The organism is Cupriavidus sp. FW305-3-2-15-C-LB2 (assembly GCF_058787575.1).
Genome location: NZ_JBYSZW010000065.1, coordinates 1 through 24,855 on the forward strand (window position 1 = coordinate 1; position 24,855 = coordinate 24,855).

Below are 24,855 nucleotides of genomic sequence, written 5' to 3' on the forward strand. Positions count from 1 at the left end.
GTCACGGCGCTGGGGGTCAGGCAGGGGGAGTGGTCGGCGCGGTGAGGTCAGTGGCGTGAGCGCATTTCAACGCCTGCGGTTTGCTCCCCTCTCCCACTTCGCGGGAGAGGGGAGCGTCCGCGAGAGGTGGCAGTGAATTCCGGCGCACGCGGTGCGCTAGCGCCTGGCAATTGCGCCAGCACTTCGTCCTACCGCCTCAACACCTTCGCATCCCCCTGCATCCCCGCCTCCCTGACGTCCTGCGGCACCGACGGCCAGCCGCCGCCGAGCGACTTGTACAACGCCGCGGTGCCGGTCAGCACGTCCACCTGCCCCTGCACCGCCGACAGCTGCGCGGCGAACAGCTTCTCCTGTGCCGTGGTCACCTCCAGGTAGCTGGAATAGCCGCCCTCGTAGCGCGCGCTCGACTGGTCGGCATAGACCACCAGGCTCTTCTCCTGCTGGCGCAGGCTGACCAGGCGGTTGCGGGTCTCGATGCCGTTGGACAGTGCACTGTTGACGTCGGCCAGGGCCGACAGCACGGTGCCCTGGTAGGCCAGCATGGCCTGCTCGCGCTGTGCCGAGGCGGCCTGCACCTGGCCGCGGATGGCGCCGCCCTGGAAGATCGGCTGGGTCAGGCCGGCACCGATGCCCCACACCTGCGAGGCACTATGCCACAACCCGGCCGGCGAACTGGCAATGGCGCCGAACAGCCCGCTCAGGTTGACGGCCGGCAGGTACAACGCTTGCGCGGCGCCCAGCTGCGCATTGGCGGCAATGGCGGACTGCTCGGCCTGCAGCACGTCCGGCCGGCGCGACAGCAGCGCGGCTGGCAGGTCCGCACCCACCGGCGGCGGCTGCAGTTCATTGACCGGCTTGCCGCGCTCGATCGGCCCGGGCTCGCGGCCCAGCAGCACCGACAGCGCGTTCTCGGTCTGCGCGATGCCGCTGCGCAGCACCGGGATCGTCGCCTCGGTCACGTAGAAATCGTTCTCGGCCTGCGACAGCTCAACCTGCGAGATCACCCCGCCCTCATAGCGCTGCCGGAAGATATCCAGTCCAGCCCCGCGCGCCTTCAGCGTCTGCTGCGCGATCTCCAGCTGCGCGTCCAGCCCGCGCAGCGTGGCGTAGCCCTGCACCACCGATGCCGCCAGTGACAGCACCACGCCACGGCGCGCGTACTCGGCGTTCCACAGGCTGGCCTCGGCGGACTCCGCCTGGCGCCGGATGCGGCCCCACAGGTCGATCTCCCAGCTGGCATTGGCGAGCAGCTGGTACGAGTTGCGCGGGCCATCGAGCGACGCGAACGGCGTGCCGTTGAAGGTGCCGGCGCGCTGGCGCGTTGCCGCCGCAGACAGGTTCACCTGCGGGAAGAATCCCGAGCGCACCACCATCAGCTGGCCGCGGAACTCATCGATGCGGGCCGCGGCGATGCGCACGTCGTAGCTGTTGCGCAGCGCCGTCTCGACCAGCGTGTTCAGCACCGGGTCGCCGAAGCTGTCCCACCAGGCGCTGTCCGCGGCCACCGACAGCACGCCGGTATCGATGCGGTACTGCGCCGGCTCGGGCGTGGCCGGGCGCTCATAGTTGGGGCCGATGGCACAGCCGCCCAGCGCTGCGGCCAGGCAGGCACCGGCCAGCCGGTGGCGCGCGCTCATGACGGTTCTCCGGCCGGTGGCGTGGTGGCTGCGGCCCCGACCTTGGGCTTAGGCTTGCGCTCGGACATAACCTCCAGCCCCCAGAAGAACATCGGGATGAAGAACAGCGCAATCACCGTGGCGCCGAGCATCCCGCCGATCACGCCGGTGCCCAGCGACTGTCGGCTGGCCGCCGACGCGCCACTGGCGATCGCCAGCGGCACGCAGCCGAGGATAAAGGCGAGCGAGGTCATGATGATCGGGCGCAGGCGCAGCCTGGCCGCATGCAAGGCCGCGTCGTAGGCACTGAGGCCTTCCTTGTGCCGGATTTCCACCGCGAACTCGAAGATCAGGATGGCATTCTTCGCCGCCAACGCAATCAGCACCGTCAGCCCGATCTGGAAGTAGACGTCGTTCTGCATGCCACGCAACAAGATGGCAACCAGTGCACCGAACAGCGCGAACGGTACCGCCAGCAGCACACCGAACGGCAGCGTCCATTTTTCGTACTGCGCAGCAAGGATCAGGAACACCATCAGCAAGGCAAAGGCAAAGACCATTGCTGCCGTCGACCCGGCAGTCTTCTCCTCGTACGCCTGTCCGCTCCAGGCAAAGCTGTAGCCCTGGCCAAGCACCTCCCGCGCCACGTCCTCCATGGCCGCAAGCGCCTGCCCGGAGCTGTAGCCCGGCGCGGCATCGCCCATGATCTTGGCGGCCGGGAAATTGTTGAAGCGGGTCATGATATCGGCGCCCGGGACATACCGGGATGTCGTCACCGCCTTGATCGGCACCATTTCGCCAGTGCGGTTGCGCACGTAGACCTTGTCGAGATCCTCCGGACGCGAGCGGTAGTCGGCCTCGGCCTGCAGGATCACCTGGAACAGCCGGCTGTTCTTCGGGAACTGGCTGACGAAGAGCGAACCGAACATGGTCTGCAGCGCGGAATAGACCTGCTCGACGGGCACGCCCTGGGTTTCGGAGCGTTCGCGATCCACCTCCACCAGCAACTGGCGCGAGCGCGTGTTGATAGTGGAATTGATCCCGGTCAGCTCCGGCCGCTGCCGCGCCTTGGCGATAAAGGCATGCACCCGCTCCTCCAGCTGCTGGTAGGTGCCGTCCGCCGTGCTCTGGAGCCAGAACTCAAAACCACCGGTCGTTCCCAGGCCCGGGATCGAGGGCGGGTTGATCGGAATGGTCACACCGTCTTGGTAGCTCGCAAACTCCTTCTTCGCCTTGGCGATCAGATCCGCCGCGCTCTCGCCTTCCTTGCGGTCATGGAAGCCCTTCAGCGTGATGAACAAGGTGGAAGCATTGGCCTTGTTCTGCGAATCGATCAGGCTGTACCCGTCCACGGACGCCACCGAGCTGACGCCGGGCTGCTTGGCATACCAGGCCTCGGCACGGGAGGAGAGGTTGCCGGTGCGGTCCAGGCTGGCCGCATCCGGCATCACCACGGCACCGAACAGATAGCCCTGGTCCTCCACCGGCAGGAACGACGACGGTATCCGCACGAACATCAGCACGCTCACCCCGATCATGACAAGGATGATGACGATGGAGATCACCGTCCGCCTGATCACGACCTGCAGCGACTTGTCGTACCCCTGGATCAGGCGATCGAACGAATTGTTGAACCACTGGAAAAACCGGTTCTTCTTGTGCTCGCCGGGCTTGAGCAGGATTGCCGCAAGCGCCGGCGACAGGGTCAGCGCCACCACCCCGGACAACACCACCGACACCGCGATGGTGACGGCAAACTGCTTGTAGAGCTGGCCGGTAATGCCGGACAGGAACGCCACCGGGATGAACACCGCCAGCAGCACCAGCACGATCGCAACCACGGGGCCGCTCACCTCGTCCATGGCACGCTTGGCCGCCTCCTTTGGTGGCAGTTTGAACTCCACCATGTTGCGCTCGACGTTCTCGATCACCACGATCGCGTCGTCGACCACGATGCCGATGGCCAGCACCATCCCGAACAAGGTCAGCATGTTGACCGAAAAGCCGAACATGCTCATGCCGACGAAGGCGCCAATGATCGACACCGGCACGGCAAGGATCGGCACGATGGTTGCGCGCAGGCTCTGCAGGAACAGGTAGACGACCAGGATCACGAGGATCACCGCATCGCGCAGCGTGTGCACCACCTCGTTGATCGATTCGTTCACGAACTCGGTGGTGTCGAGCGCAACCTCATATTCCAGCCCGGGCGGGAACGACTTCTTCAGCTCCGCCAGCGTGCCGCGCACCTGCTTGGCCACGTCCAGCGCATTGGCGCCCGGCTGCTGGTAGACCGCCAGCAGCGTGGCGGTCTTGCCCTTGTAGCGGCTGCGCAGCGAATAATCCTTGACGCCGAGTTCAGCCCTGCCGATGTCCTTGAGCCGCACCAGCGCGGCGTCGCCCGACTGCGCGCGCAGGATCATGTTCTCGAACTCGGCGGGCTCGGTCATCTGGCCCTTGGTCGCAATCGGGAACGTCTGCAGGACGGGATCGGTGGTCGGCGACTGTCCGATACGCCCGGCGGAGAACTGCTGGTTCTGCGCGCTGACAGCGTTCTTGACGTCTTCCGTGGTAATGCCCAGCGACGCCATCCGGTCCGGCCGCAGCCAGAGCCGCATGGCGTAGTCCGGATTGCCGAAGATCGCTGACTGGTTGGCGCCGGGAATGCGCTTGAGCGCATCCAGCACATAGATGTTGGCGTAGTTGCCGACAAAGGTCTGGTCGTAGCTGTTGTCCGGCGAAAAGATGGCAATCACCATCATGAACGCGGAAGAACGCTTCTGCACGGAAACGCCCTGGGCCGTGACCGCTTCAGGCAGGGTTGGCAGCGCCAGGTTGACCCGGTTCTGCACGTCTACCTGCGCCAGTTGCGGATCGGTCCCGATCTCGAAATACACCGTCAAGGTCAGGTCACCCGTCGAGGAGCTCGTCGAGTTCATGTACATCATCCGGTCCGCGCCATTGACCTGCTGCTCGATCGGCGCCGCTACGTTTTGGGCGACCACCTCCGCGCTGGCTCCGGGGTATCGAGTCGTCACCGTGATCGACGGCGGCGTGACGTCCGGGAACTGGGCAATCGGCAGTTTGGTCAGCGCGACCAGGCCGCCCACCACGATGATGATGGACAGGACCGACGCAAAGATGGGTCGGTCGATGAAGAAGTGGGCAAGCTTCATGGCTTGCTCCCCGCGCTCTGCGTGCTCTTGGCCTGGGCGGGGGATGACGCGCCTGGCGCACCCGGTGCGCTGGCGGGCGCCGCACCCGCCGGGGGCTTCTGGCCGGACGCGACCTCGGTGGCCTTGACCGGCGCGTCGGGCGCCAGCCGCAGCCCGCCGCTGACGACCACGCGCTCGCCCGGCTTCAGGCCGGAGCGGATCACCCAGTTGTCGCCGGTCCACTGGCCCACGTCGACCACGCGCTGGTGGACCTTGTTGTCCGCGCCGACCACCCACACCATCTGCCCGCGCGGGCCCTGGATGACGGCTTCCTGCGGCACCGCCACGGCCTTGGTGCGCTCGGCGCCATGCAGCTTCACGCGCACGAACTGGCCGGGGCGCAGCGTGCCGTCAGGGTTGGCAACCTCGGCGCGGATCATGTAGGTGCCGGTCTCGGCGCTGAACGAGGCATCGGCAAAGGTGATCTTGCCGTGATGCGGGAACTGGCTGCCATCGGCCATCACGATCACCACGTCAAAGGCGCCCTTGGGCGGGAACTTGAGCGCGCCGGACTCCTGCTCCGAGCGTGACGACAGCACCTCGTTCTCGGACAGGCTGAAATTGACCCACATCGGGTCGAGCTTGGCCACGTAGGTCAGCAGGCTGTTCGACGGATCGATATAGCTGCCGGCCTGCTTCTTGGCAAAGCTCGACACGCCGGTGACCGGTGACTTGATCGTGGTATAGCCCAGGTTCAGCCTGGCATTGGTGACATTGGCCCGGGCCGCCTCGACCGCGGCCGCGGCGGCCTGCTGCTTGCCCACGGCGTCGTCCAGGTCGCGCTGGCTCAGCGCGTTGCGCTCGGCCAGCGGGCGCACCCGCGCCAGGTCGGCATTGGCGGTCTTGAGCCGCGCCACCTGCTGCGCCATTTCGGCATTGGCCGCATCCAGCGCCGCGGCGAAAGGCTTGGGATCCATCAGGAACATGGTCTCGCCGGCCTTGACCACCGCGCCCTCGGTATAGACGCGCCGGTCCAGGAAGCCATTGACGCGCGCGCGGATCTCCACCTGCTGCGAGCTCTGGGTCTGGCCGACGAAGTCATAGACGATCGGCACATCGCGCGGCGCCACCGTCATGGTGCCGACCTCGGCCGCGGGCGGTGCGCTGGGCGCCGGTTTGTCCTTGCCGCAGGCGGCCAGCGTCATCGCGCAGACCAGCCAGAGCGCGCCGCGCCAATGGAAAGCAGTGTTCACGGATCCCTCTCCCGCCATGGTTATGCACGCGATCGCCGCGCGCGCACGCTGGCGGCCTTCCGTCGCGCCGGACCGGTGGCCGCACTCGCCTCTTTACCGGCAGGGTAAGGCTCGGCCCTGCGGGCGCCAATTCAATTCTTTTGTAGGCGTCTTTACTGCTTTCGACTTGCTTTTGCCCGCACCCGCGCGGGCTGCCAGGGCCCTGTCTCAGCGGCGGAACCCGCCATGGAAACCGCCGCCGCGGAAACCCCCGGCACGGCCGCCAAAACCGCCCCCACCGCCGCGCCCCTGCCACTGCTGGGCCGTGCCCTGGAAACGCTGCTGGCCGATCTCACGCGCCTGGCGCTGCTGCTCTAGCCGCGCAGTGGCGTCGTTGCCGGGCTGCACCGGTTCCCAGCCGCTGGGGGTGTGCTTCTGCCAGCCGTTGTCTGTGTGCTGGTACACCGAGCCGTCGTGGCCGGCATACACGTTGCCGTTGTTCCACACCACCGCATTGTTCTTGTCCGGATTGGCGACAAAGCCACGGCTGCCGGCAGTGTGCTGGCCGGTCTGCGTATTGCCGGCAATGCCCGCCTCGGCCGCGCCGACGCGGCCGGTCTGCGCGTTGTAGCCCGCCGCCTGGCGGCCGGCGGCATAGTTGCCGGTGTAGGTGTTGCCGGCCACGCCGCCGCGCGCGGCGCCCTCGCGCCCGGTCGACGGATTGGCGAACGAGCCCTGGCGGCCCGCCGCATAGTTGCCGGAATAGGGATTGAACGCCGCACCGCGGCTGCCCTGGTAGCGCGCCCCGGTGGCCGGGTTGTAGCCGGCGCCGGCGGTGCCGCGCCATTCGGTGCCGGTCCAGGCGTTCCAGCCCTGGGCGTGGGTCACGGTGCCCTGGCCCCAGCGGCCGTAGAAATTGGCCTGGTTCACGTTGACGTAGTTCCAGTTGTACGCGCCGCCCCACCAATAAGGGCCCCAGTACGGCGACGCCGCGCCCCAGAACGCACCGGCGGCGAAGCCGAAGGCAAAGCCCTCGGCCATGCCGATGCCAAAGCCGGCGCCGTAGCCATAGGTGGCCGGGTAGCCGTAGTAGACCGCGCCCACATAGGGCGGATAGACATAGCCGGTGCCGTACACCACCGTGCCGTCGGCGCTGACCACCACGCCCATGTAGCCGGGGGTGTAGCCCACCACCACGGTCTCCGGCGTGACCGAATAGATGCGCACATAGGTCACGTAGTACACCGGCGAAGTCGGCGGGATGGTGTAGATCGCCGACGGCACTTCGGTGGCCACACGCCACGGGCCGGACGGTGCCGGCGCCGTGAACCAGACGCCGTTGGCGACCGCGTAGTAGTGGCTGCTGTCGACCTCGATCACCGGCGTGCCGCTGTTGACCGCGTAGCTGAGCGAGGTGCCGGTGACCGGCGTGAAGCGCGGCGCGCCGTCATACGCCACCGCCAGGCTGGCCTTGCTGCGCGACACCGTGGCGGTCTGCGGAATGGTCGCCGCGATCTCGGCCTCGCGTGCCTGCGGCGTGCCGGGCACCGAGACCAGCACATTGGCCTTGGGGTCGGTCGCCGGGATCCTGGCGAAGTCTGCCGGCAGCTGGGCGCCGGGCACGTACTCCCACGGCCCGGTCAGCATCGGCGCGCGGAACCAGCGGCCCGAGACCAGCACGTAATACTGGTTGGCACCCGGATCGACAAAGACCGCGTGGTCGGCATTGGACATCGTCAGCAGGCTGACGCCGCTGACCGGCGTCATCTGCGGCGCGCCGCTGGTCATGACCAGCTCGGTCGGCTGCGTGGCAAAGAGGATCGCCGGCGCCCTCGCCGGCCGCTTGCCGTCGGCCGGCAGCATCGTGTCGGGCTTCATGCCGGCCGCCGCCTTGGTGGCCGCGCTCTCCAGCGCCTTGGGCACGGTCGTCATCACTTCCCAGGCGCCTCCGGCCGATTCGGAGCGATACCAGTAGCCGGCCGCCTTCAGGTGCAGCTCGCCGCCGGATTCGCGCAGCAGCAGCGCTCGGCTGTTCAGCGCCCGTTCGTACTGCGTGCCCGGCACGGCGCGCCAGGCCGGCTCGCCGTCGACCAGCACCAGCAGCGTCGGCGTGGTGGCAAAAAGGATCTGGGGCACGTCATTGCGCACCGCCACGCGGCCAGCCTTGGCCAGTTGCTGCGATACCGCGTAGCTGGCCTGCAGCTGGTCCAGCGGCACCGTCAGCCCGTTGGCCGGCAGGCGCGACACCAGCGCCTGGCGCACCCGGTCGGCGGCGTCGGGCCGGGTCGGCACTTCGACGCTGTCCACCGTGATTCGGGTCAGTTGCACCAGCCCTGAGGACTTGTCGATATCGCCGGTTGCCGAGAAATGCACCACGCCGTAGGTCGGAGAACCCGACTTCTCGCCCACCGCCACCGCCGCGCGCCCGGACAGCCGGTTGCCGTCCCAGGTCTCGATCTGGGGCTGGTACAGCTCCACGTGATCGTTGGCGGCGTCGAAGTTGCGCGGCCAGCCCAGGGCAGTCGCCGCTGGCTTGGCCGGCGTGGCGGCCTGCGGGCTGAGCGGTGCAAATGCAAGCCACGCCGCGGCGATCAGGGCGCTGGTCTGCTTCAGGCGAAAAGACATGGGTTTCTCCGGGAGGAAGCCGCCTGCACCGGCGGGCCGGCACCGCGGGCACGATGCTGCACAACAGACGGCCCATCCCGCGAATCTAAATTAGGCCGCCAAGCCGAACAATCTGATTCGAAAACATTCAGGATCCGTCCCAAAAAAGACAGATCAGCCGGTGGCATGGGGCATGCGCGGCGGCCATCGACAGCGGCCTTCATACAAAGAAGTAGTCGGGGCGGCAGGCGGCCATGTCAAGCCGCAATGCGCCGTTGCGACACGCGCAGGCAAGGCGGGTGTGCATCTTGCTTGGCCTGATGCCACCACAACGGCCCTTGAAGCCGCCCCGCACGGCCTCATCTTTGAAGACTCCGCCCAGGCCCGCCCCCATGCCTCCACGCACCACCATCCTGACCGCCGCCCTCGTGACAGCCCTGCTGCACGGCTATATCGGGCTGCGCCTGCTGCCGGCGATGCCGGTGCCGATGGCGGTCAAGGCATTGGCCGTCGCCTGGCTGGCCCTCTCCTGCGCCCTGCTGCCGGCCGGGCTGCTGGCGCGGCGCGTCAGCCAGCCCTGGTCGGACCTGGTTTCCTGGATCGGCATGCTGGCAATGGGATTCTTCTCATCCCTGCTGGTGCTGACGCTGGTACGCGATGTGGCGCTGGCGGCGGCCTGGCTGGCCGGGCAACTGCTCGGCTGGCACGCGCCCGGCCTGTCCGCGGGCAGTGCGGTGGCGGTGCCGCTGCTGGCGCTGCTGGTCACGCTGGCCGGCTATATCAATGCCCGCCGGCTGGCGCGCGTGGTTGAAGTCGACGTGCCCGTGGCCGGCCTGCCCGACGCCCTGCATGGTTTCACCATCGCCCAGATCAGCGACATCCATGTCGGGCCCACCATCAAGCGGCCCTACCTCGACCGCATCGTCGACCGCGTCAACAGCCTGCAGGCCGACGCCGTCGCCATCACCGGCGACCTGGTCGACGGCACCGTGCGCGAACTATCCGCCCACACCGCGCCGCTGGCCCGGCTGCAGGCGCGCCACGGCACCTACTTCGTCACCGGCAACCATGAGTACTACTCCGGCGCGGAGCCGTGGATCATTGAGCTGCGCCGCCTGGGCGTGCGCGTGCTGATGAACGAACATGTGGTGCTGCAGCACGACGGCGACGCGCTGGTACTTGGCGGCGTCACCGACTACTCCGCCGGCCGCTTCCACGAAAGCCACCGCAGCGACCCGCACCGCGCCATCGCCGGCGCCCCGGCACACGCCGGCGCGCGCGTGCTGCTGGCCCACCAGCCACGCACCGCTGCCGCCGCGGCGGAAGCCGGTTTCGACCTGCAGTTGTCCGGCCATACCCACGGCGGCCAGTTCTGGCCGTGGAACCTGTTCGTGCCGATGCAGCAGCCATACACCGCCGGACTGGTGCGGCATGGTTCACTGTGGATCTATATCAGCCGTGGCACCGGGTATTGGGGGCCGCCGAAGCGGTTTGGGGCGCCGTCGGAGATTACGCGGGTTAGGCTGGTGAAAGCGGGCTAGGAGAATGCCGTAGAAGGCCGAAGAATGGTCGCAGGGATTACTCAGCAGAAAGCCCCGCTCATTTGAGTCGGGGCTTTTGCTTATGGCACGAGCGCTGTCTGCTCACCGCTTGGCGCCGCTCGGGCCCAAGGGGCTTTATTTGCCCTTCAGGTTCATCGAGCTGAATGCCTTTCGAGCCAAGTCTGAGATGCGTTTCTTGTTCCGCCTTAGCTCGGCGATTTCGGATTTCGTCAGGTATAGGGAAACTGGAGACCTGCTAGATTTCATCATCACTCCTCCCGTCCTGCAGGACTTGCGACAACACTGCGTCATTCGCCATTCGCGCGAAAACGCGAACGGCGAATTAACTCCCCTCCACAACGCTCACCGCACAATCGGCTTATACCGAATCCGCTTGGGCTTGGCCCCTTCCTCACCCAGCCGCCGCTTCTTGTCCGCCTCATATTCCTGGTAGTTGCCGGGGAAGAACTCCACATGCGAGTCCCCCTCGAACGCCAGGATGTGCGTAGCAATCCGGTCCAGGAACCAGCGATCGTGCGAGATCACCATCACGCAGCCCGCGAATTCCAGCAGCGCATCTTCCAGCGCCCGCAGCGTTTCCACGTCAAGGTCGTTGGACGGTTCGTCCAGCAGCAGCACGTTGCCGCCCGCAATCAGCGTCTTGGCCATGTGCAAGCGGCCCCGTTCGCCGCCCGACAGCGTGCCGACCTGCTTCTGCTGGTCGCCGCCCTTGAAGTTGAAGCGGCCGATATAGGCGCGCGACGGCGTTTCGTACCTGCCCACCGTCAGGATGTCGGAGCCGCCCGAGATCTCTTCGAACACGGTCTTGGTGCCATCAAGCGCGTCGCGGCTCTGGTCGACAAAGGCCATCTTCACGGTCGGCCCGATCTTGATCTCGCCGCTGTCGGGCTGTTCCTTGCCGGTCAGCATGCGGAAGAAGGTCGACTTGCCGGCACCGTTCGGGCCGATGATGCCGACGATGGCGCCCGGCGGCACCTTGAAGCTGAGGTTGTCGATCAGCAGACGGTCGCCGTAGCCCTTGCTCACGCCGTCGAACTCGATCACCTCGTTGCCCAGGCGCTCACCCACCGGGATGAAGATTTCCTGGGTTTCGTTGCGCTTCTGGTAGTCCTGGCTGTTCAGTTCGTCAAAGCGGGCCAGACGCGCCTTGGACTTGGCCTGGCGGCCCTTCGGGTTCTGGCGCACCCACTCCAGCTCCTTGTGCAGCGCCTTCTGGCGGGCCGATTCGCTGGCCTCTTCCTGCTTCAGGCGCGCTTCCTTCTGGTCCAGCCACGAGCTGTAGTTGCCCTTCCAGGGGATGCCCTGGCCGCGGTCCAGTTCCAGGATCCACTCGGCGGCGTTGTCGAGGAAGTAGCGGTCGTGGGTCACCGCCACCACGGTGCCCGGGAAGCGCGTCAGGAATTGTTCCAGCCATTCCACCGATTCCGCATCCAGGTGGTTGGTCGGCTCGTCCAGCAGCAGCATGTCGGGGCGCGACAGCAGCAGGCGGCACAGCGCCACGCGGCGCTTTTCACCGCCGGAGAGATGCTCGATCCTGGCGTCCCACGGCGGCAGGCGCAGCGCGTCGGCGGCGATTTCCAGCTGCAGCTCGACGTTATTGCCGTCGCTGGCGGCCAGGATGGCTTCGTACTTGGCCTGGTCGGCGGCCAGCGCGTCGAAGTCGGCGTCCGGCTCGGCATAGGCCGCGTAGATCTCGTCGAGCTTCTTGCGCGCCTCGAACACGCCGCCCAGCGCCTCTTCCACCGATTCGCGCACGGTCTGCTCGGGATTGAGTTGCGGTTCCTGCGGCAGGTAGCCGATGTTCAGGTTCGGCATCGGCGTGGCTTCGCCCTCGATTTCCTTGTCGAGGCCGGCCATGATCTTGAGCACCGTGGACTTGCCCGAGCCGTTCAGGCCCAGCACGCCGATCTTGGCGCCGGGGAAGAACGACAGCGAGATGTCCTTCAGGATGTGACGCTTGGGCGGGACGATCTTGCCCACGCGGTTCATGGTGAAAACGTACTGTGCCATGGGTGCGTGTTGGAGGGTTGTTCGGGAATGGCGGGAGTGTATCAGGCAGGCGCGGCGCGCTGAGGCAGCGCTGCTCGATTCCGCCCTGGCCGGTACAATGACAGGTTCGATTTTTCGCCGATTTCCCGAGCCATCGCCATGAGCAAACCCGCCCTGACCCTGAAGTTCAAGTGCAAGAAGTGCACCAAACCCGTCACGCTGTACCTGCAGAAGACGTCGGCCTGCTCGCACATCACCCCGTACCAGGGCTTCTGCAAGTGCGGCGAGATGATGCGCCACGCCACCGGCGACAAGGACGCGGTCGAGTCCTTCGTCAACTCGCTGGACAACAGCTGGATGCACCACCATCACCACCACCACTGAGCAGGCCACTGCCGTGAGTGAAACCTGGCGCCCCGCCGCCAAGGACCCGATGCGCTTCCTGGGCGGCTACCCGCCCGGCGTGCTGGAGCAGGTGCGCGAGCTGATCGCCGCCGGCCGGCTCGGGGACCATATCGCCCGCCGTTACCCCGGGCGCCATACCGTGCAGACCGATCGCGCGCTGTACGAGTACACCACGGACATCAAGCAGGAATATCTGCGCAGCGCGCCGCCGCTGCACAAGGTCGGCTTCGATGCGCGCCTCGATTCGGCCCAGCGTGCGCTGGGCCTGCACACCGCGATCTCGCGCGTGCAGGGCGGCAAGCTCAAGGCCAAGAAGGAAATCCGCGTGGCGTCGCTGTTCAAGGAAGCGCCGCCGGAATTCCTGCGCATGATCGTCGTGCACGAGCTCGCCCACCTGAAGGAGAGCGATCACGACAAGGCCTTCTACCGGCTCTGTGAACACATGGAGCCGCGCTACCACCAGCTGGAATTCGATACCCGGCTCTACCTGGCCTGGCGGGAGCTGGAACGCGCCGCCCCCGCCGGCGCAGGCACTCAGGCGTCGCAGGCGTAGCGGAACGAGCCGTTCAGGGTCTTGGGCAACACCAGCGTGCGCAGGTTGGCGGCCTGCGCCTTGGCGCACAGCCCGGCGCGCGTGGCCGCGTCCTTGTACTTGGTGGCGTACTCGATCTGGAACACCGGCTTGCCCTGCCCCGTGAACGCCGTATAGGCGCCGCACTCCCGGTACTGGAAGCACTGCTCGTTGATGGCGAAATCGAAGCTCGCCGCCAGGTCCGCCACCTGCTCCACATCGTTCTTCAGCCCCACCGCCAGCCCGCGCGCATGCGCCTCGGCCGCCAGGAAGCGGTTGTAGTCGAGCTGGGTCTCGGCCGTCAGCGGCAGGCCGGTGCTGTTGGTATAGCCATCGACGTTGTCCGGATCGACCGCGTCGCAGCCCTTGCTGACCGCCAGGTCCATGCGCGCCTGCATGATGCGGCGCACGTTGGCCGAGCGCGTATCGAGCCAGCGCTCGCCCGCCCAGCCCGACAGCGGCGCGCCCATGTCCGCGGCGGCAAACTGGTTGTAGTCGGGGCGCCAGTCCTCGGAGCTGCCCGCGGAGAAATAGCAGATCACGCGCCGGCCCTGGGCCTTGAGCGCAGCGATAGTGGCCTGCGGCGTATCGAACAGGTCGAAGTCATAGGCAGTCACCGCATAGCTGGTGTTGAGCTTGCCGGTCAGCTGGATCTGCCAGGTATCGGTCAGCGCCGGTGCCCAGCGCGTGGTCGCGCTGGTGGTGGTTTCCGTGACCCCGTATTTTGTTGTCGTGGCCGCCGTGGTCGTCGCAGTCGGCGACACCATCTCCGTCTGGCCCCCATCCCCGCCGCAGCCGCCCAGCGCCATCGACAGCGCAACAGACAGCATGGCCCCCGCCATCACCGCATAGTTGCCGTGCATGTTTTTCACCCTTCCCCGTGATAAACCCCGTTCAAAGCAATCGGCCCGAGTTCTCCCTGCCCCGCGCCGGCGGGCCTGCCACCACGGTTTATGCAATGTAGCGGATTCGTACCATGGTTGGAATGCACGTGCGCCCGCTGTTCGTGCGGCGCAACACACGATGCGCTTGACGCAACGCTTGCGCGCTAGGTATAAAGAGCGCGTGGGTAGAAGCGGTCGATTGGACAGCAGCGGTGCAATGCCGCGAGGTTCAACTGGAGATTGCTCACTGACGGAGGGTTTCGTCGGTGGCGCAGTGGTCCAACAGCTCCCCTGACAAAGACTCCCGATAGCAGCATGCAAGGCCGGCCCCGCGGCGTTGTTCGCGCACGCCCGCCGCATGCGTGTCCAACCTAGTCATTGTTAGGGGATCTCCCATGATCATCGACACCAGCTGTTATCCGACCAACCTGGTGGACCTGGCCTGGCGCCACGACGGCGACCCGTTCACCGGCGAGCGCCTGATCCAGATAATGGACGGCCCGTTCACCATCAACGGCAAGCCGCGCCGCATCGACAAAGCCTTTATCCAGCCCCCGCAGGGCAACACCATCTACACCTACACCGACGGCGTGAAGTCAGGCAGCGAGTCCATCGACGCGTACATGGCCTACACCGCGGAGATGGTGAAGAAGTATCCGGAACGCTTTATCGGCTGCTTCGTCTACAACCCGCGCTGCGGCGTCGAGAACGGCGTCAACGCCATGGAGCACTACGTCAGGAAGCTGGGCTTCAAGATGGTCCAGTTCCAGGCCAACATGCATGCCTACCGCCCGGACCGCGCCCTCGACTGGCTGCGCCCGGCACTGCAGAAGTGCGCCGAGCTGGGCGTGCTGGTCAAGCTGCATACCGGCGACGGCCCCTACAGCATCCCGACCGAATGGGTGCCGATGATGAAGGAGTTCCCGACGGTGAACTTCATCATGGCCCACTTCGGCGTGCAGACCGGCGGCGTGTATTGCTTTGAGCCGTTCCAGATGGCCATGGACATGCCCAACGTGTACTGCGAATCGGGCTGGTGCCTGCAGTCGCGCATCGTCGAGTTCGCCAAAGTGCTGCCCAAGCACAAGATCCTGTTCGGCTCCGACACCCCGCCCAACGAGCCCGGCATGTGGCTGCGCCTGCTGGAAGTGCTGTGCTTCGAGCCGCCGCAGGGCCTGAACCTGGATGAAGACACGCTGGAAGACTACCTCGGCAACAACGTCGCCCGGATGATCGGCCTGGAACCGACGCCGGTCCCGCGCACGCTCGAAGAAGCGAAAGCACGCCTGGCCGCGTAAGCGCACAGGCCCGCGCCACCGACAACGGACTCCGGAGCACACAACATGATTATCGATACCCATCTGCACCCGACCAATCTCGTCGACGAGGCCTGGCGCCACACCGGCGAGCCCTTCAACGGCGAGCGCATGCTCAAGATGATGGACGGCCCCTACATGATCAACGGCAAGCCGCGCCGCATCGACATGGGCTTTATCCAGCCGCCGCCGGGCAACACCGGCTACCGCGACGGCAACCGCCGCGGGCGCGAAGGCATCCGCGACTACATGGCCTACATCGCGGAGCTCTGCCAGAAGTACCCCGACCGCTTTATCGGCAACTTCACCTTCAACCCGCGCTGGGGCCCGGAAGAAGGCGCGCAGGAGCTGGAATTCCACGTCAAGGAATACGGCTTCAAGATGCTCAAGCTGCATGCCAACATGCACGGCTACCGCCCCGACCGCGCGCTGGACTGGCTGCGCCCGGCGATGAAGGTCTGCGCCAAGTACAACGTGGTGGTGCTGATCCACACCGGCGACGGCCCGTACACCATCCCGACGATGTTCTACCCGATCATCCGCGAATTCCCGATGGTCAATTTCATCATCGGCCACTTCGGCATCCAGACCGGCGGCAACTACTCGTTCGAGGCCTTCTGGATGGCAATGGACACGCCCAACGTGTATTGCGAATCGGGCTGGTGCTTCCAGTCGCGCATCGTCGAGTTCGCGCGCCAGCTGCCGCGCGACAAGATCGTGTTCGGCACCGACACCCCGCCCAACGAGCCCGGCATGTGGCTGCGCGAGCTGGAGATGCTGTGCGGTCCCGCGCCGCAGGGCATGGACCTGGACGAGGACGGGCTGGAGGACTACATGGGCAACAACATCGCCCGGCTGGTCGGCATCGAGACCACGGCGCCGCCCAGGACGCAGCAAGAGGCATTGGCGCGGCTGAAGGATACGTACGCCAGCACGCGCTGACATGTAGTCGCTAGCTGTTCGGCAGGCAGGCACGGCACGGCGGCCGGGAGCACTCCCGGCCGCCGGGGCAGCCTTCGCCCTGGCCAACCCTGACCACAGGAGCCGATCCATGAACTCACCCTCAGCGCCCTTCGCCTCAGCGGCATCGGCGCGCAAGCCCTTTCACGACACCTCGCAGGACTTCCACCAGTTCCTGGCCGCCTACCGCGAGGCCTTTCCCGAAGACGTGCTGCATATCCGCGAGCCGGTCGGCGCGGACCAGGACCCGACCGCACTGGTGTGGGCGCTGGCCGCGCAGGGCCGCCATCCGGCCTTGCTGTTCGACCATGTCGAAGGGCTGGGCACGTCGCTGGCGACCAACCTCTTCGCCTCGCGCGAGCGCGTGGGGCGCATGCTGGGCGGCGTGGCGCCCGCCGGCATCCATGGCGAATACCAGACCCGCAGCCGCCGCATGGTGGCGCCGCGCGTGCTGGACAGCGGCGCCGTCACCGGCCATGTCGAGACTGAACACATCGACCTGCGCACGATCCCGGCGATCAAGCACTTCGCCACCGACCGCGGCCCATACATCACCAACGCGATCCTGATCGCGGAAGACCCCGACACCGGCATCGGCAACGCCAGCTACCACCGCTCGATGCTGCACTCGCCGACCGAGATCGCCACCAGCCTGCATTCGCGCGGGCACCTGTGGCGCATGCAGCAGCGCGCCACCGAACTGGGCCGGCCGCTGCCGGTGGCCATGGTGATCGGCGCGCATCCGCTGTTCATGCTGGCCGGCGCTGCGCGGCTGCCCTACGGCGTGGACGAGCGCCACGTTGCCGGCGGCCTGTTCGGCGCGCCGCTGGAAGCGGTACGCACGCCGCGCCACGGCATCCTGGTGCCGGCGCATGCGGAGATCGTGCTTGAAGGCGTGATTGATCCCGACGCGCGCGTCGACGAAGGCCCCTTCGGTGAATTCACCGGCTATTCGTCGGACCGCTCGACCAACAACCTGCTGCGCGTGGAAAGCGTGATGCGCCGCACCGATGCATGGCTGGTCGACGTGGTCGGCGGCAACTCGGCCGAACACCTGAACCTGGGCCGCATCCCGCGCGAATCGGAGATGGTCGACAAGCTCAGGGAGCGCTTCCCCGGCGTCACCGCCGTGCACTACCCCAGCTCCGGTACGCACTTCCACGCCTACGTGGCGCTGCGCCAGAGCCGCCCAGGCGAGGCGCGCCAGGTGATGCTGGGCCTGCTCGGCTGGGATCCGTACCTGAAGACGGTGGTCGCGGTGGACGAGGACGTCGACATCACCCGCGATGAAGAAGTGCTGTGGGCGATGGCCACGCACCTGCAACCGCACCTGGACGTGGTGGTGGTCGACGGCCTGCCTGGCAGCGCACTCGACCCCTCGGCCTCGGGTGTGGGCACCACATCACGCATGGGACTGGACGCCACGCGCGGACCTGCCTTCGACGGTATCCGCGCTCGCATCGACCCTGCCGCGATGGAGCGCGCGGCAGCACTGCTGAAGCGGCTGGAACGCGCGGGCTCCCACGTGCCGTAAGGGATAACCCGCTGAAACTGGCGGACTCATCGTTTCACCCGATCGATAAATCCGCCGCGAACGTTGTACCTTCCCGCCGCCGCTGTCATGCTGGACTGACAAGACAGGACAGGCGCGGGCATCGCACGAGAAGGATGGCCACTGACCATCCCGGAAAGGAAACTGCCGGCGACCTTGGCGACACGTGAGCGCAATGCGCGACCGGCGTGGTACCGACCAAAGGAGACAGTATGAATTCCACCCTGCCTACGCAAGGGAATGCCCCCGTGCATCCCGTCGACGAGGTCCTGCCCCCGACCCGCCTGCTGGCCCTTGGCCTGCAGCACGTGCTGGTGATGTATGCCGGCGCCATTGCCGTGCCGATGATCATCGGCGGCGCCCTCAAGCTGCCCAAGGACCAGGTGGCCTTCCTGATCGCCGCGGACCTGTTCTGCTGCGGCCTGGTGACGATGATCCAGAGCATCGGCATCTGGAAGGTCGGCATCCGCCTGCCGGTGATGATGGGCGTCACCTTCACCGCCATCGCACCGATCATCGCCACCGGCTCCAATCCGTCGCTGGGCCTGCCGGCCGTGTTCGGCGCGGTGATGGTGGCGGGCATCTTCACCTACATTGCCGCGCCCTATGTCGGCAAGATGGTGCGCTGGTTCCCGCCGGTAGTGACCGGCACGGTGGTGCTGGTGATCGGCGTCTCGCTGATGCGCGTCGGCATCAACTGGGCGGCGGGCGGCAACCCGACCATCAACACGGCGGCCGGCCCCGTGCCCAATCCCAACTTCGGCCTGCCGGTGAACATCGCCATCGCCACCGCTGTGCTGTGCACGGTGCTGGCGCTGGTGGCCTTTGCCAGGGGTTTCCTGTGCAACGTGGCGGTGCTGATCGGCATCGCGGTGGGCTTCGTGATCGCGCTGTCGCTGGGCAAGGTCAACTTCGACGGCCTGCACAACGCGCACTGGGTGGAGTTCATCACGCCCTTCCACTTCGGCTGGCCCACCTTCGATGCCATGACCGCGGTCACGCTGTGCGTGGTGATGATCGTGATCATGATCGAGGGCGTGGGCCAGTTCCTGGCGCTAGGCGAGATCGTGGGCCGCCCGGTGGGCTGCGACGACCTCGCGCGCGGCCTGCGTGCCGACGGCGTGGGCGCGCTGGTGGGAGCGGTGTTCAACACCTTCACCTACACCTCGTACGCGCAGAACGTGGGGCTGGTGCAGGTCACCGGCGTGCGCAGCCGCTGGGTCTGCGCCACCGCCGGCGGCATCCTCATCGTGCTGGGCTGCCTGCCCAAGCTGGCCTTCTTTGCCGCCTCGATCCCGCAATACGTGCTGGGCGGCGCCGCGCTGGTGATGTTCGGCATGGTGGCCGCCACCGGCGTGCGCATCCTCGGCCATGTGGACTTTGTCGAGAACAAGAAGAACGCCTATATCGTCGCCGTCAGCGTAGCGCTGGGCATGATCCCGCTGGTGTCGGACAAGTTCTTCGCGCAGATGCCGGAGCTGCTGGCCAAGTTCTGCCAGAACGGCATCCTGCTCGGCACGCTGACCGCGGTGCTGCTGAACCTGCTGTTCAACGCCCGCTCGCCGGCCCCCCAGGCCCACGGGCTGGCGAAGGAGCCGGCATGACGTAGTCAGGCTGCGTCGGCCAGCTTGGCGCGATAGCGCATGAGCAGGTCGCGGAAAGCCTGGGCCGGCGGTGACAGCGACCGGTCCGCGTGCACCAGCAGCGAGATCTCGCGGTGGATCACCGGATCGGTCGGCATCACCGTGGCCAGCCCCAGCGCGGAAGTCAGCCGCGTGACCGCCGCGCTCATCACCGCGATGCCCAGCCCGGCATCCACCATGCCCACCATGGTCAGCGGCAGGAACACCTCGTGCACCCGCTGCAGCGAAATGCCGCGCGCGGCCAGCGCGGTATCCAGGCAGTCGCGGATCGGGTTGCCCTTGTGCGGCCCGATCACGGGCAGGCCCGCCACGTCTTCCCAGCGCAGCGTCTTGCGCCGCCGCAGCGGATGATGCGCCGGCATCACGATCACGAAGGGATCGGACATCAGCCGGTGGGCGCTCAGGTCGGGCTGGCCCTCGGGAATGGTGCCGATGCCGAAATCCACCTCGCCCGAGCTGACCATCTTGGTCACCTCATGCTCGGACACGTCGTGCAGTTCCACCTTCACGCCGGGATGGCTCACGCAGAACTCGCGGATCACGCGCGGCAGCATCAGCGCGGCCTGGATCGACGACGCCGAGATCGACACGCGCCCGCGCCCCAGCGTGCGCAGCTCGCTGGAGTTCTCGATCACGCTGTCGATATCGGCCACCGCCTTCTTCACCAGCGGCAGCAGCTCCGCGCCCGCCTGCGTGATGTGCAGCTGGCGCGTGTGGCGGTCGAACAGCTTCAGGCCGAGGTTGCCTTCCAGCTCGTGGATCAGCGCGCTGACCGACGACTGCGACAGGTCCAGCTTCTCGGCCGCGCGGGTGAAGTGGCGCTCCTGCGCCACGGCGATGAACGCGCGCAGCTGGCGCAGCGACACGTTCATGTTGCTGATGTTTGGCACGTTGTCTACCTCCGGGATGTCGGGGTGCGCACTTGTCTTGCCAGATTGGCCGGCGCGTCTGATTCAGAGGGTAACACGATCAATTAATCCGTTTCCGGGTCTTTACCGATGAAGCCCATCCGCCCATGATGACTTCAACGGTGCGCGCCCCACACGACAGGCAGACGCCGATGGCACAGACCAGGAGGAGCAATGAGAGCGTTTGAATATTTCGAACCGGCAACGCTGGCGGAAGCCTCGGCCATGCTGCACCGGTGCGGCGGCAAGGCCAGCGTGCTGGCCGGCGGCACGGACCTGCTGGTCCAGATCAAGGAGTCCGTGCGCAAGCCCGAGCAGGTGATCAATATCAAGAAGATCCCGGGCATGGACGTGCTGACGTTCGACCCCGTCAACGGCCTGCGCATCGGCGCGCTGGTGACCACGCGCGCGGTGGAGACCTCGGGCTTCGTGCAGCGCCATTACGCCAGCCTGGCGAAAGCCGTGACGGACTTCGCCTCGATCCAGGTGCGCCATCGCGCCACCGTGGTGGGCAACGTCTGCCGCGCGTCACCGTCGGCCGATTCGATCGCGCCGCTGGTGGCGGACGGTGCTTCGGTACACCTGTATGGCCTGTCAGGCTCGCGCGAGCTGCGCGTCGAGGACTTCGTCACCGGCGTCGGCAAGACCGCCATCGCGCCGGACGAGATCGTCACCCGCATCACCGTGCCGGCGCCGCGCCCCCACACCGGCAAGGTCTACCTCAAGCATGGCCGCCGCGTGCAGATGGAACTGGCCACCGTCGGCGTGGCGGTATCACTGACAGTCGAGAACGGCCACTGCGCCGAGGTCGGCATCGTGCTGGCAGCGGTCGGCCCGACCCCGGTACGCGCCGTGCGTGCCGAGCAGGTGCTGCGCGGCCAGCGCGTGACGGACGCCCTGGTCCTGCAGGCCGCGCACGCCGCCATGGGCGAAGCGCGCCCCATCAGCGACGTGCGCGCCAGCGAAGCCTACCGGCGGCAGATGGTCAGCGTGCTGACCCGCCGCGCCCTGGAACAAGCCCTGGAGGCCGCAACATGCGAAAGATAATCGAACTCGTCATCAACGGCGAACCGCGCGAACTGGCGGTGGAACCGCACGGCACGCTGCTCGACGCCCTGCGCAACGACGCCTGCCTGACCGGCACCAAGAAGGGCTGCGACGTGGGCGAATGCGGTTCATGCACCGTCATCATCGACGGCCAGCCGATGAATTCCTGCCTGGTGCTGGCGCCCGAAGCGCACGGCTGCCACATCACCACCATCGAAGGCGTGCAGCCCGCGCCCGACACCGTGCACCCGATCCAGGAGCAGTTCATGCAGTGCGGCGCCGCGCAGTGCGGCTTCTGCACGCCGGGCTTCGTGGTGATGGCCAAGGCGCTGCTGGACGAGAACCCGCGTCCCACGCGCGACGAAATCCGCTTTGCCATTGCCGGCAATATCTGCCGCTGCACCGGCTACACCAAGATCATCGAGGCCATCGAGAGGACCGCCGAGGCCATGGAATTCGCGGGCTGCAAGGCCCGCGCCAGCGAGGAGGCATGATGACCCACGCCGTGATCGGACACAGCGTCAAGCGCACCGACCTGCTCGACAAGGTCACCGGCAACGCCAGATACGTTGCCGACATGCCCTTCCCCGGCCTGCTGTTCGGCAAGATGAAGCGCTGCAACCTCGCGCACGCGAAAATCCACCGCATCGACACCTCGCGTGCGCTGGCATTGCCAGGCGTCAAAGCCGTGCTGACCCATGAGAACGTGCCGCGCGTGCTGCACGCCGGCTCGCCCCACCCGCGCTCCGCCTCGGTGACCTGCGACCAGTACATCCTGGACGACAAGGTGCGCTACTGGGGCGAAGGCGTCGCCGCGGTGGCCGCCATCAGCGAAGAGATCGCCGAGCGCGCGGTCGAGCTGATCGAAGTCGAGTACGAAACGCTGCCCGCCGTCTTCACCACCGAGGACGCCGAGCGCTCTGACGCCCCGCGCATCCACGACCGCGAACCCGGCGGCAACCTGGTGCTGCCGCCGGTGATCATCAAGCGCGGCGACGTCGAAGCGGGCTTTGCCGAGGCGGACTTCATCCTCGAAGGCATCTACGAAGGCGGCCGCCCCACCCCCGCCTACATGGAGCCCAACGTCTGCACCACCAGCTGGGACGGCAACGGCAACCTGACGGTGTGGATCTCCACCCAGACCGCCTTCATGGTGCGCGGCATCATGGCCGAGGTGCTGGGCCTGCCGCTGCACAAGGTGCGCGTGCTGGTCGACCACATGGGCGGCGGCTTCGGCGCCAAGCAGGACCTATTCCAGCAGGAGTTCCTGTGCGCGCTGCTGGCGCGCGAGACGCGCCGCCCGGTGCGCATGGAATACACGCGCGAGGAAACCTTCCTCGGCGGGCGCACGCGCCATCCGGCGAAGATCTGGCTCAAGCAAGGCTTCCGCAACGACGGCACCATCACCGCGCGCCAGGCCAAAGTGGTGTTCAACTCCGGCGCCTATGGCTCGCATGGCCCGGGTGTGACCAATGTCGGCACCGCCGCCATGGTCTCGCTGTACCGCTGCGACAACGTGTTGCTCGAAGGCCGCTGCGTCTACACCAACAGCCCCATCGCCGGCGCCTTCCGCGGCTATGGCGTGGTCCAGACCTATTACGCGCTCGACGTGCAGATGGACGAGGCCGCCGAGCACCTGGGCCTGGACCCCGCCGGGCTGAAGCTGAAGAACGCCGTGCGCGAAGGCGACATTGCGCCGTCCAACCATCCGCTGATCGGGCACGGCCTGGAGGCCTGCATCGAGAAAGGCATGGAACTGGTCGACTGGCCCGCGCTGCGCCGGCGCCCGCGCGACACCAACGGCCCGATCCGCACCGGCTGGGGCCTGGGCTGCGAAATGCACGGCAGCAGCGCCTATCCCGGCATCAAGGAGCAGGGCAACGCCATCATCAAGATGAATGAGGATGGCACCGTGGTGCTGCTGACCGGCGCGGCCGGGCTGGGTACCGGTGCGCATACCGCCCTCGCCCAGATCGTTGCAGAAGAACTGACCCTGCCGTTCGAAGCGGTGGCGGTCGTGCACGGCGATACCGACGTGGTGCCCTGGGACATCGGCGCCTTTGCCAGCCACACCACCTATATGGTCGGCAAGGCCGCGCAGATGGCGGCGGGCGAGATCAAGCGCCAGCTGTTCGATCGCGCGGCCAAGCTGATGGAATGCGAGCCCGAGGCCCTGACACTGACCGCCGGCGTGATCGCCGTGCGCGACCGCGACGGCCCGACCCTGACCGTGCGCGAGGCCGTGATGCCGCGCAAGGGCATCCCCGCCGCGCAGCTGGTGGGCACCGCCACCTATCACCCGACCAAGTCGTATTCATTCGCCGCGCATTTTGTCGAGGTGGCGGTCGATACCGAAACCGGCTTCATCACCGTGCAGCAGGTGTTGCCTGTGCATGACGTCGGCAAGGTGATCCACCCGGTGGCTGCCGCAGGGCAGATCGAAGGCGGCATCCAGCAAGGCATCGGCCATACGCTGTATGAGGACTACCAGATCGATATGCGCACCGGGCGCTCGCTCAACGCCAACTTCGTCGACTACAAGATGCCGCTGGCGATGGACATGCCACCCATCCACACGGTGATCCTGGAAGCGGCCCCCGACCCCGGCGGCCCGTTCGGCGCCAAGGGGGTGGGCGAGGACCCGATCGTCGCGATCGGGCCGGCGATTGCCAATGCGGTGTTCGATGCCATCGGCGTGCGCTTCCGGCACTACCCGATCAAGCCGGAGCAAGTGCTGCAGGCACTGGCTGAGAAGGCAGCGAAGGAAGGCGCCACCCCATGACCCGCAAGCAACGCCTGGTGGTGGCCATTACCGGCGCCAGCGGCGCGGTGTACGGCGTGCGCGTGCTGCAGGCACTGTCGGCACTGGACGGCTGGGAGACCCACCTGGTCTGCTCGCCGTCCGGCCTGCTGACCGCGCACCATGAACTGGGATTGCAGCGCCCGCAGCTCGAAGCCATGGCCGACGTGGTGCACAACGTGCGCGACATCGGCGCCACCATCGCCAGCGGCTCGTTCCGCTGCGACGGCATGGTAGTGGCGCCGTGCTCCATGCGCACGCTGGCCGCCATCGCCACCGGGCTTGCCGACAACCTCGTCACCCGCGCCGCCGACGTGATGCTCAAGGAGCGCCGCCGGCTGGTGCTGCTGGCGCGCGAGACGCCCTTCCACCTGGTGCACCTGCGCAACATGACCACGGTGACCGAGATGGGCGCCATCGTGGTGCCGCCGGTGCCGGCCTTCTACACACATCCGCAGTCAGTGGACGACATCGTCAACCACACCGTGGGGCGCGTGCTGGACCTGTTCGACGTGCCGCACGACGGGCTGGTGGAACGCTGGCAAGGCTTGCGCCCCAACGTGGCTACCGCCTGAAGAGAACTAGAGAACTTTCGCCCCGCGATAGCGGGG

At 67.0% G+C, this 24,855-nt stretch carries 18 protein-coding genes; 11 read left to right on the plus strand and 7 right to left on the minus strand.

All coding sequences use genetic code 11. From position 1 onward, the window contains the following. Nucleotides 1–188: 188 nt before the first annotated feature. The 4 genes from AC3WRR_RS31720 to AC3WRR_RS31735 form a co-directional block, all read right to left on the minus strand. A complete protein-coding gene (locus tag AC3WRR_RS31720) occupies nt 189–1,637 on the minus strand; it encodes an efflux transporter outer membrane subunit (RefSeq protein WP_439668310.1) in 1,449 nt (482 codons plus the stop codon). Further along, entirely contained in the window at nt 1,634–4,792 is a 3,159-nt protein-coding gene (locus AC3WRR_RS31725; RefSeq protein WP_010812265.1) for an efflux RND transporter permease subunit, read from the minus strand. The genes AC3WRR_RS31720 and AC3WRR_RS31725 overlap by 4 nt, the downstream gene beginning before the upstream one ends. Beyond that, nucleotides 4,789–6,024: an efflux RND transporter periplasmic adaptor subunit gene (locus AC3WRR_RS31730; RefSeq protein WP_010812266.1), complete on the minus strand. Its 1,236-nt coding sequence runs from the start codon at nt 6,022–6,024 to the stop codon at nt 4,789–4,791. The genes AC3WRR_RS31725 and AC3WRR_RS31730 overlap by 4 nt, the downstream gene beginning before the upstream one ends. Before the next feature lie 207 nt (nt 6,025–6,231). Then, on the minus strand, nt 6,232–8,628 hold the full coding sequence (locus AC3WRR_RS31735; RefSeq protein ID WP_010812267.1) for a periplasmic protein: 2,397 nt from the start codon (nt 8,626–8,628) through the stop codon (nt 6,232–6,234). A gap of 371 nt (nt 8,629–8,999) precedes the next feature. On the opposite strand from AC3WRR_RS31735, the gene AC3WRR_RS31740 reads away from it, so the two are divergent. Next, nucleotides 9,000–10,148: a metallophosphoesterase gene (locus tag AC3WRR_RS31740; protein WP_010812268.1), complete on the plus strand. Its 1,149-nt coding sequence runs from the start codon at nt 9,000–9,002 to the stop codon at nt 10,146–10,148. Between the two features lie 363 nt (nt 10,149–10,511). Here AC3WRR_RS31740 and ettA read toward each other — a convergent pair whose 3' ends face one another. Then, entirely contained in the window at nt 10,512–12,179 is a 1,668-nt protein-coding gene (gene ettA / locus AC3WRR_RS31745) for an energy-dependent translational throttle protein EttA (protein WP_010812269.1), read from the minus strand. 138 nt (nt 12,180–12,317) lie between these two features. Between ettA and AC3WRR_RS31750 the strand changes: the two genes are divergently transcribed. After that, nucleotides 12,318–12,542: a hypothetical protein gene (locus AC3WRR_RS31750; protein ID WP_010812270.1), complete on the plus strand. Its 225-nt coding sequence runs from the start codon at nt 12,318–12,320 to the stop codon at nt 12,540–12,542. A gap of 49 nt (nt 12,543–12,591) precedes the next feature. Further along, nucleotides 12,592–13,116 carry a M48 family metallopeptidase gene (locus tag AC3WRR_RS31755; RefSeq protein ID WP_037023855.1) on the plus strand — a complete coding sequence of 175 codons (525 nt, stop codon included), beginning with the start codon at nt 12,592–12,594 and terminating at the stop codon, nt 13,114–13,116. Here AC3WRR_RS31755 and AC3WRR_RS31760 read toward each other — a convergent pair. After that, the gene (locus AC3WRR_RS31760) at nt 13,098–13,997 is read right to left on the minus strand and encodes an endo alpha-1,4 polygalactosaminidase (RefSeq protein WP_010812272.1); all 900 of its coding nucleotides are present in this window, start codon (nt 13,995–13,997) and stop codon (nt 13,098–13,100) included. The genes AC3WRR_RS31755 and AC3WRR_RS31760 overlap by 19 nt on opposite strands. Nucleotides 13,998–14,413: 416 nt before the next feature. Here AC3WRR_RS31760 and AC3WRR_RS31765 point away from each other — a divergent pair, with 416 nt between their 5' ends. From AC3WRR_RS31765 to AC3WRR_RS31780, 4 genes are all read left to right on the plus strand, one after another. Beyond that, nucleotides 14,414–15,316, plus strand: a complete 903-nt coding sequence (locus tag AC3WRR_RS31765; protein WP_010812273.1) for an amidohydrolase family protein — start codon at nt 14,414–14,416, stop codon at nt 15,314–15,316. 45 nt (nt 15,317–15,361) lie between these two features. Further along, complete coding sequence (locus AC3WRR_RS31770; RefSeq protein WP_010812274.1) at nt 15,362–16,276, plus strand: amidohydrolase family protein; 915 nt, start codon at nt 15,362–15,364, stop codon at nt 16,274–16,276. Nucleotides 16,277–16,385: 109 nt separating this feature from the next. Beyond that, the gene (locus tag AC3WRR_RS31775) at nt 16,386–17,828 is read left to right on the plus strand and encodes a UbiD family decarboxylase (protein WP_010812275.1); all 1,443 of its coding nucleotides are present in this window, start codon (nt 16,386–16,388) and stop codon (nt 17,826–17,828) included. Nucleotides 17,829–18,058: 230 nt separating this feature from the next. Continuing rightward, nucleotides 18,059–19,450, plus strand: coding sequence for a nucleobase:cation symporter-2 family protein (locus AC3WRR_RS31780; RefSeq protein ID WP_011616128.1), 1,392 nt, complete (start codon nt 18,059–18,061; stop codon nt 19,448–19,450). A gap of 5 nt (nt 19,451–19,455) precedes the next feature. Here AC3WRR_RS31780 and AC3WRR_RS31785 read toward each other — a convergent pair whose 3' ends face one another. Further along, nucleotides 19,456–20,379 (minus strand): LysR family transcriptional regulator, encoded by a 924-nt coding sequence (locus AC3WRR_RS31785; protein WP_010812277.1) that lies wholly within the window; start codon nt 20,377–20,379, stop codon nt 19,456–19,458. Between the two features lie 192 nt (nt 20,380–20,571). Here AC3WRR_RS31785 and AC3WRR_RS31790 point away from each other — a divergent pair, with 192 nt between their 5' ends. The 4 genes from AC3WRR_RS31790 to AC3WRR_RS31805 are packed head-to-tail and all read left to right on the plus strand — an operon-like array spanning nt 20,572 to nt 24,819. Continuing rightward, a complete protein-coding gene (locus tag AC3WRR_RS31790; RefSeq protein ID WP_011616130.1) occupies nt 20,572–21,444 on the plus strand; it encodes an FAD binding domain-containing protein in 873 nt (290 codons plus the stop codon). Next, nucleotides 21,432–21,938 carry a (2Fe-2S)-binding protein gene (locus AC3WRR_RS31795; RefSeq protein ID WP_010812279.1) on the plus strand — a complete coding sequence of 169 codons (507 nt, stop codon included), beginning with the start codon at nt 21,432–21,434 and terminating at the stop codon, nt 21,936–21,938. Before AC3WRR_RS31790 ends, AC3WRR_RS31795 begins: the two co-directional genes overlap by 13 nt. After that, on the plus strand, nt 21,938–24,226 hold the full coding sequence (locus tag AC3WRR_RS31800; protein ID WP_010812280.1) for a xanthine dehydrogenase family protein molybdopterin-binding subunit: 2,289 nt from the start codon (nt 21,938–21,940) through the stop codon (nt 24,224–24,226). Before AC3WRR_RS31795 ends, AC3WRR_RS31800 begins: the two co-directional genes overlap by 1 nt. Then, on the plus strand, nt 24,223–24,819 hold the full coding sequence (locus tag AC3WRR_RS31805; RefSeq protein WP_010812281.1) for a UbiX family flavin prenyltransferase: 597 nt from the start codon (nt 24,223–24,225) through the stop codon (nt 24,817–24,819). Before AC3WRR_RS31800 ends, AC3WRR_RS31805 begins: the two co-directional genes overlap by 4 nt. The last annotated feature ends 36 nt before the right edge of the window (nt 24,820–24,855 follow it).

What these genes read in the sequence shown, in the direction of transcription:
- AC3WRR_RS31720 (WP_439668310.1), bottom strand. Translation starts at nt 1,637, where the DNA reads ATGAGCGCGCGCCACCGGCTGGCCGGTGCCTGCCTGGCCGCAGCGCTG.
- AC3WRR_RS31725 (WP_010812265.1), bottom strand. Translation starts at nt 4,792, where the DNA reads ATGAAGCTTGCCCACTTCTTCATCGACCGACCCATCTTTGCGTCGGTC.
- AC3WRR_RS31735 (WP_010812267.1), bottom strand. Translation starts at nt 8,628, where the DNA reads ATGTCTTTTCGCCTGAAGCAGACCAGCGCCCTGATCGCCGCGGCGTGG.
- AC3WRR_RS31740 (WP_010812268.1), top strand. Translation starts at nt 9,000, where the DNA reads ATGCCTCCACGCACCACCATCCTGACCGCCGCCCTCGTGACAGCCCTG.
- ettA (WP_010812269.1), bottom strand. Translation starts at nt 12,179, where the DNA reads ATGGCACAGTACGTTTTCACCATGAACCGCGTGGGCAAGATCGTCCCG.
- AC3WRR_RS31750 (WP_010812270.1), top strand. Translation starts at nt 12,318, where the DNA reads ATGAGCAAACCCGCCCTGACCCTGAAGTTCAAGTGCAAGAAGTGCACC.
- AC3WRR_RS31755 (WP_037023855.1), top strand. Translation starts at nt 12,592, where the DNA reads ATGCGCTTCCTGGGCGGCTACCCGCCCGGCGTGCTGGAGCAGGTGCGC.
- AC3WRR_RS31760 (WP_010812272.1), bottom strand. Translation starts at nt 13,997, where the DNA reads ATGCACGGCAACTATGCGGTGATGGCGGGGGCCATGCTGTCTGTTGCG.
- AC3WRR_RS31765 (WP_010812273.1), top strand. Translation starts at nt 14,414, where the DNA reads ATGATCATCGACACCAGCTGTTATCCGACCAACCTGGTGGACCTGGCC.
- AC3WRR_RS31770 (WP_010812274.1), top strand. Translation starts at nt 15,362, where the DNA reads ATGATTATCGATACCCATCTGCACCCGACCAATCTCGTCGACGAGGCC.
- AC3WRR_RS31775 (WP_010812275.1), top strand. Translation starts at nt 16,386, where the DNA reads ATGAACTCACCCTCAGCGCCCTTCGCCTCAGCGGCATCGGCGCGCAAG.
- AC3WRR_RS31780 (WP_011616128.1), top strand. Translation starts at nt 18,059, where the DNA reads ATGAATTCCACCCTGCCTACGCAAGGGAATGCCCCCGTGCATCCCGTC.
- AC3WRR_RS31790 (WP_011616130.1), top strand. Translation starts at nt 20,572, where the DNA reads ATGAGAGCGTTTGAATATTTCGAACCGGCAACGCTGGCGGAAGCCTCG.
- AC3WRR_RS31795 (WP_010812279.1), top strand. Translation starts at nt 21,432, where the DNA reads ATGCGAAAGATAATCGAACTCGTCATCAACGGCGAACCGCGCGAACTG.
- AC3WRR_RS31800 (WP_010812280.1), top strand. Translation starts at nt 21,938, where the DNA reads ATGACCCACGCCGTGATCGGACACAGCGTCAAGCGCACCGACCTGCTC.
- AC3WRR_RS31805 (WP_010812281.1), top strand. Translation starts at nt 24,223, where the DNA reads ATGACCCGCAAGCAACGCCTGGTGGTGGCCATTACCGGCGCCAGCGGC.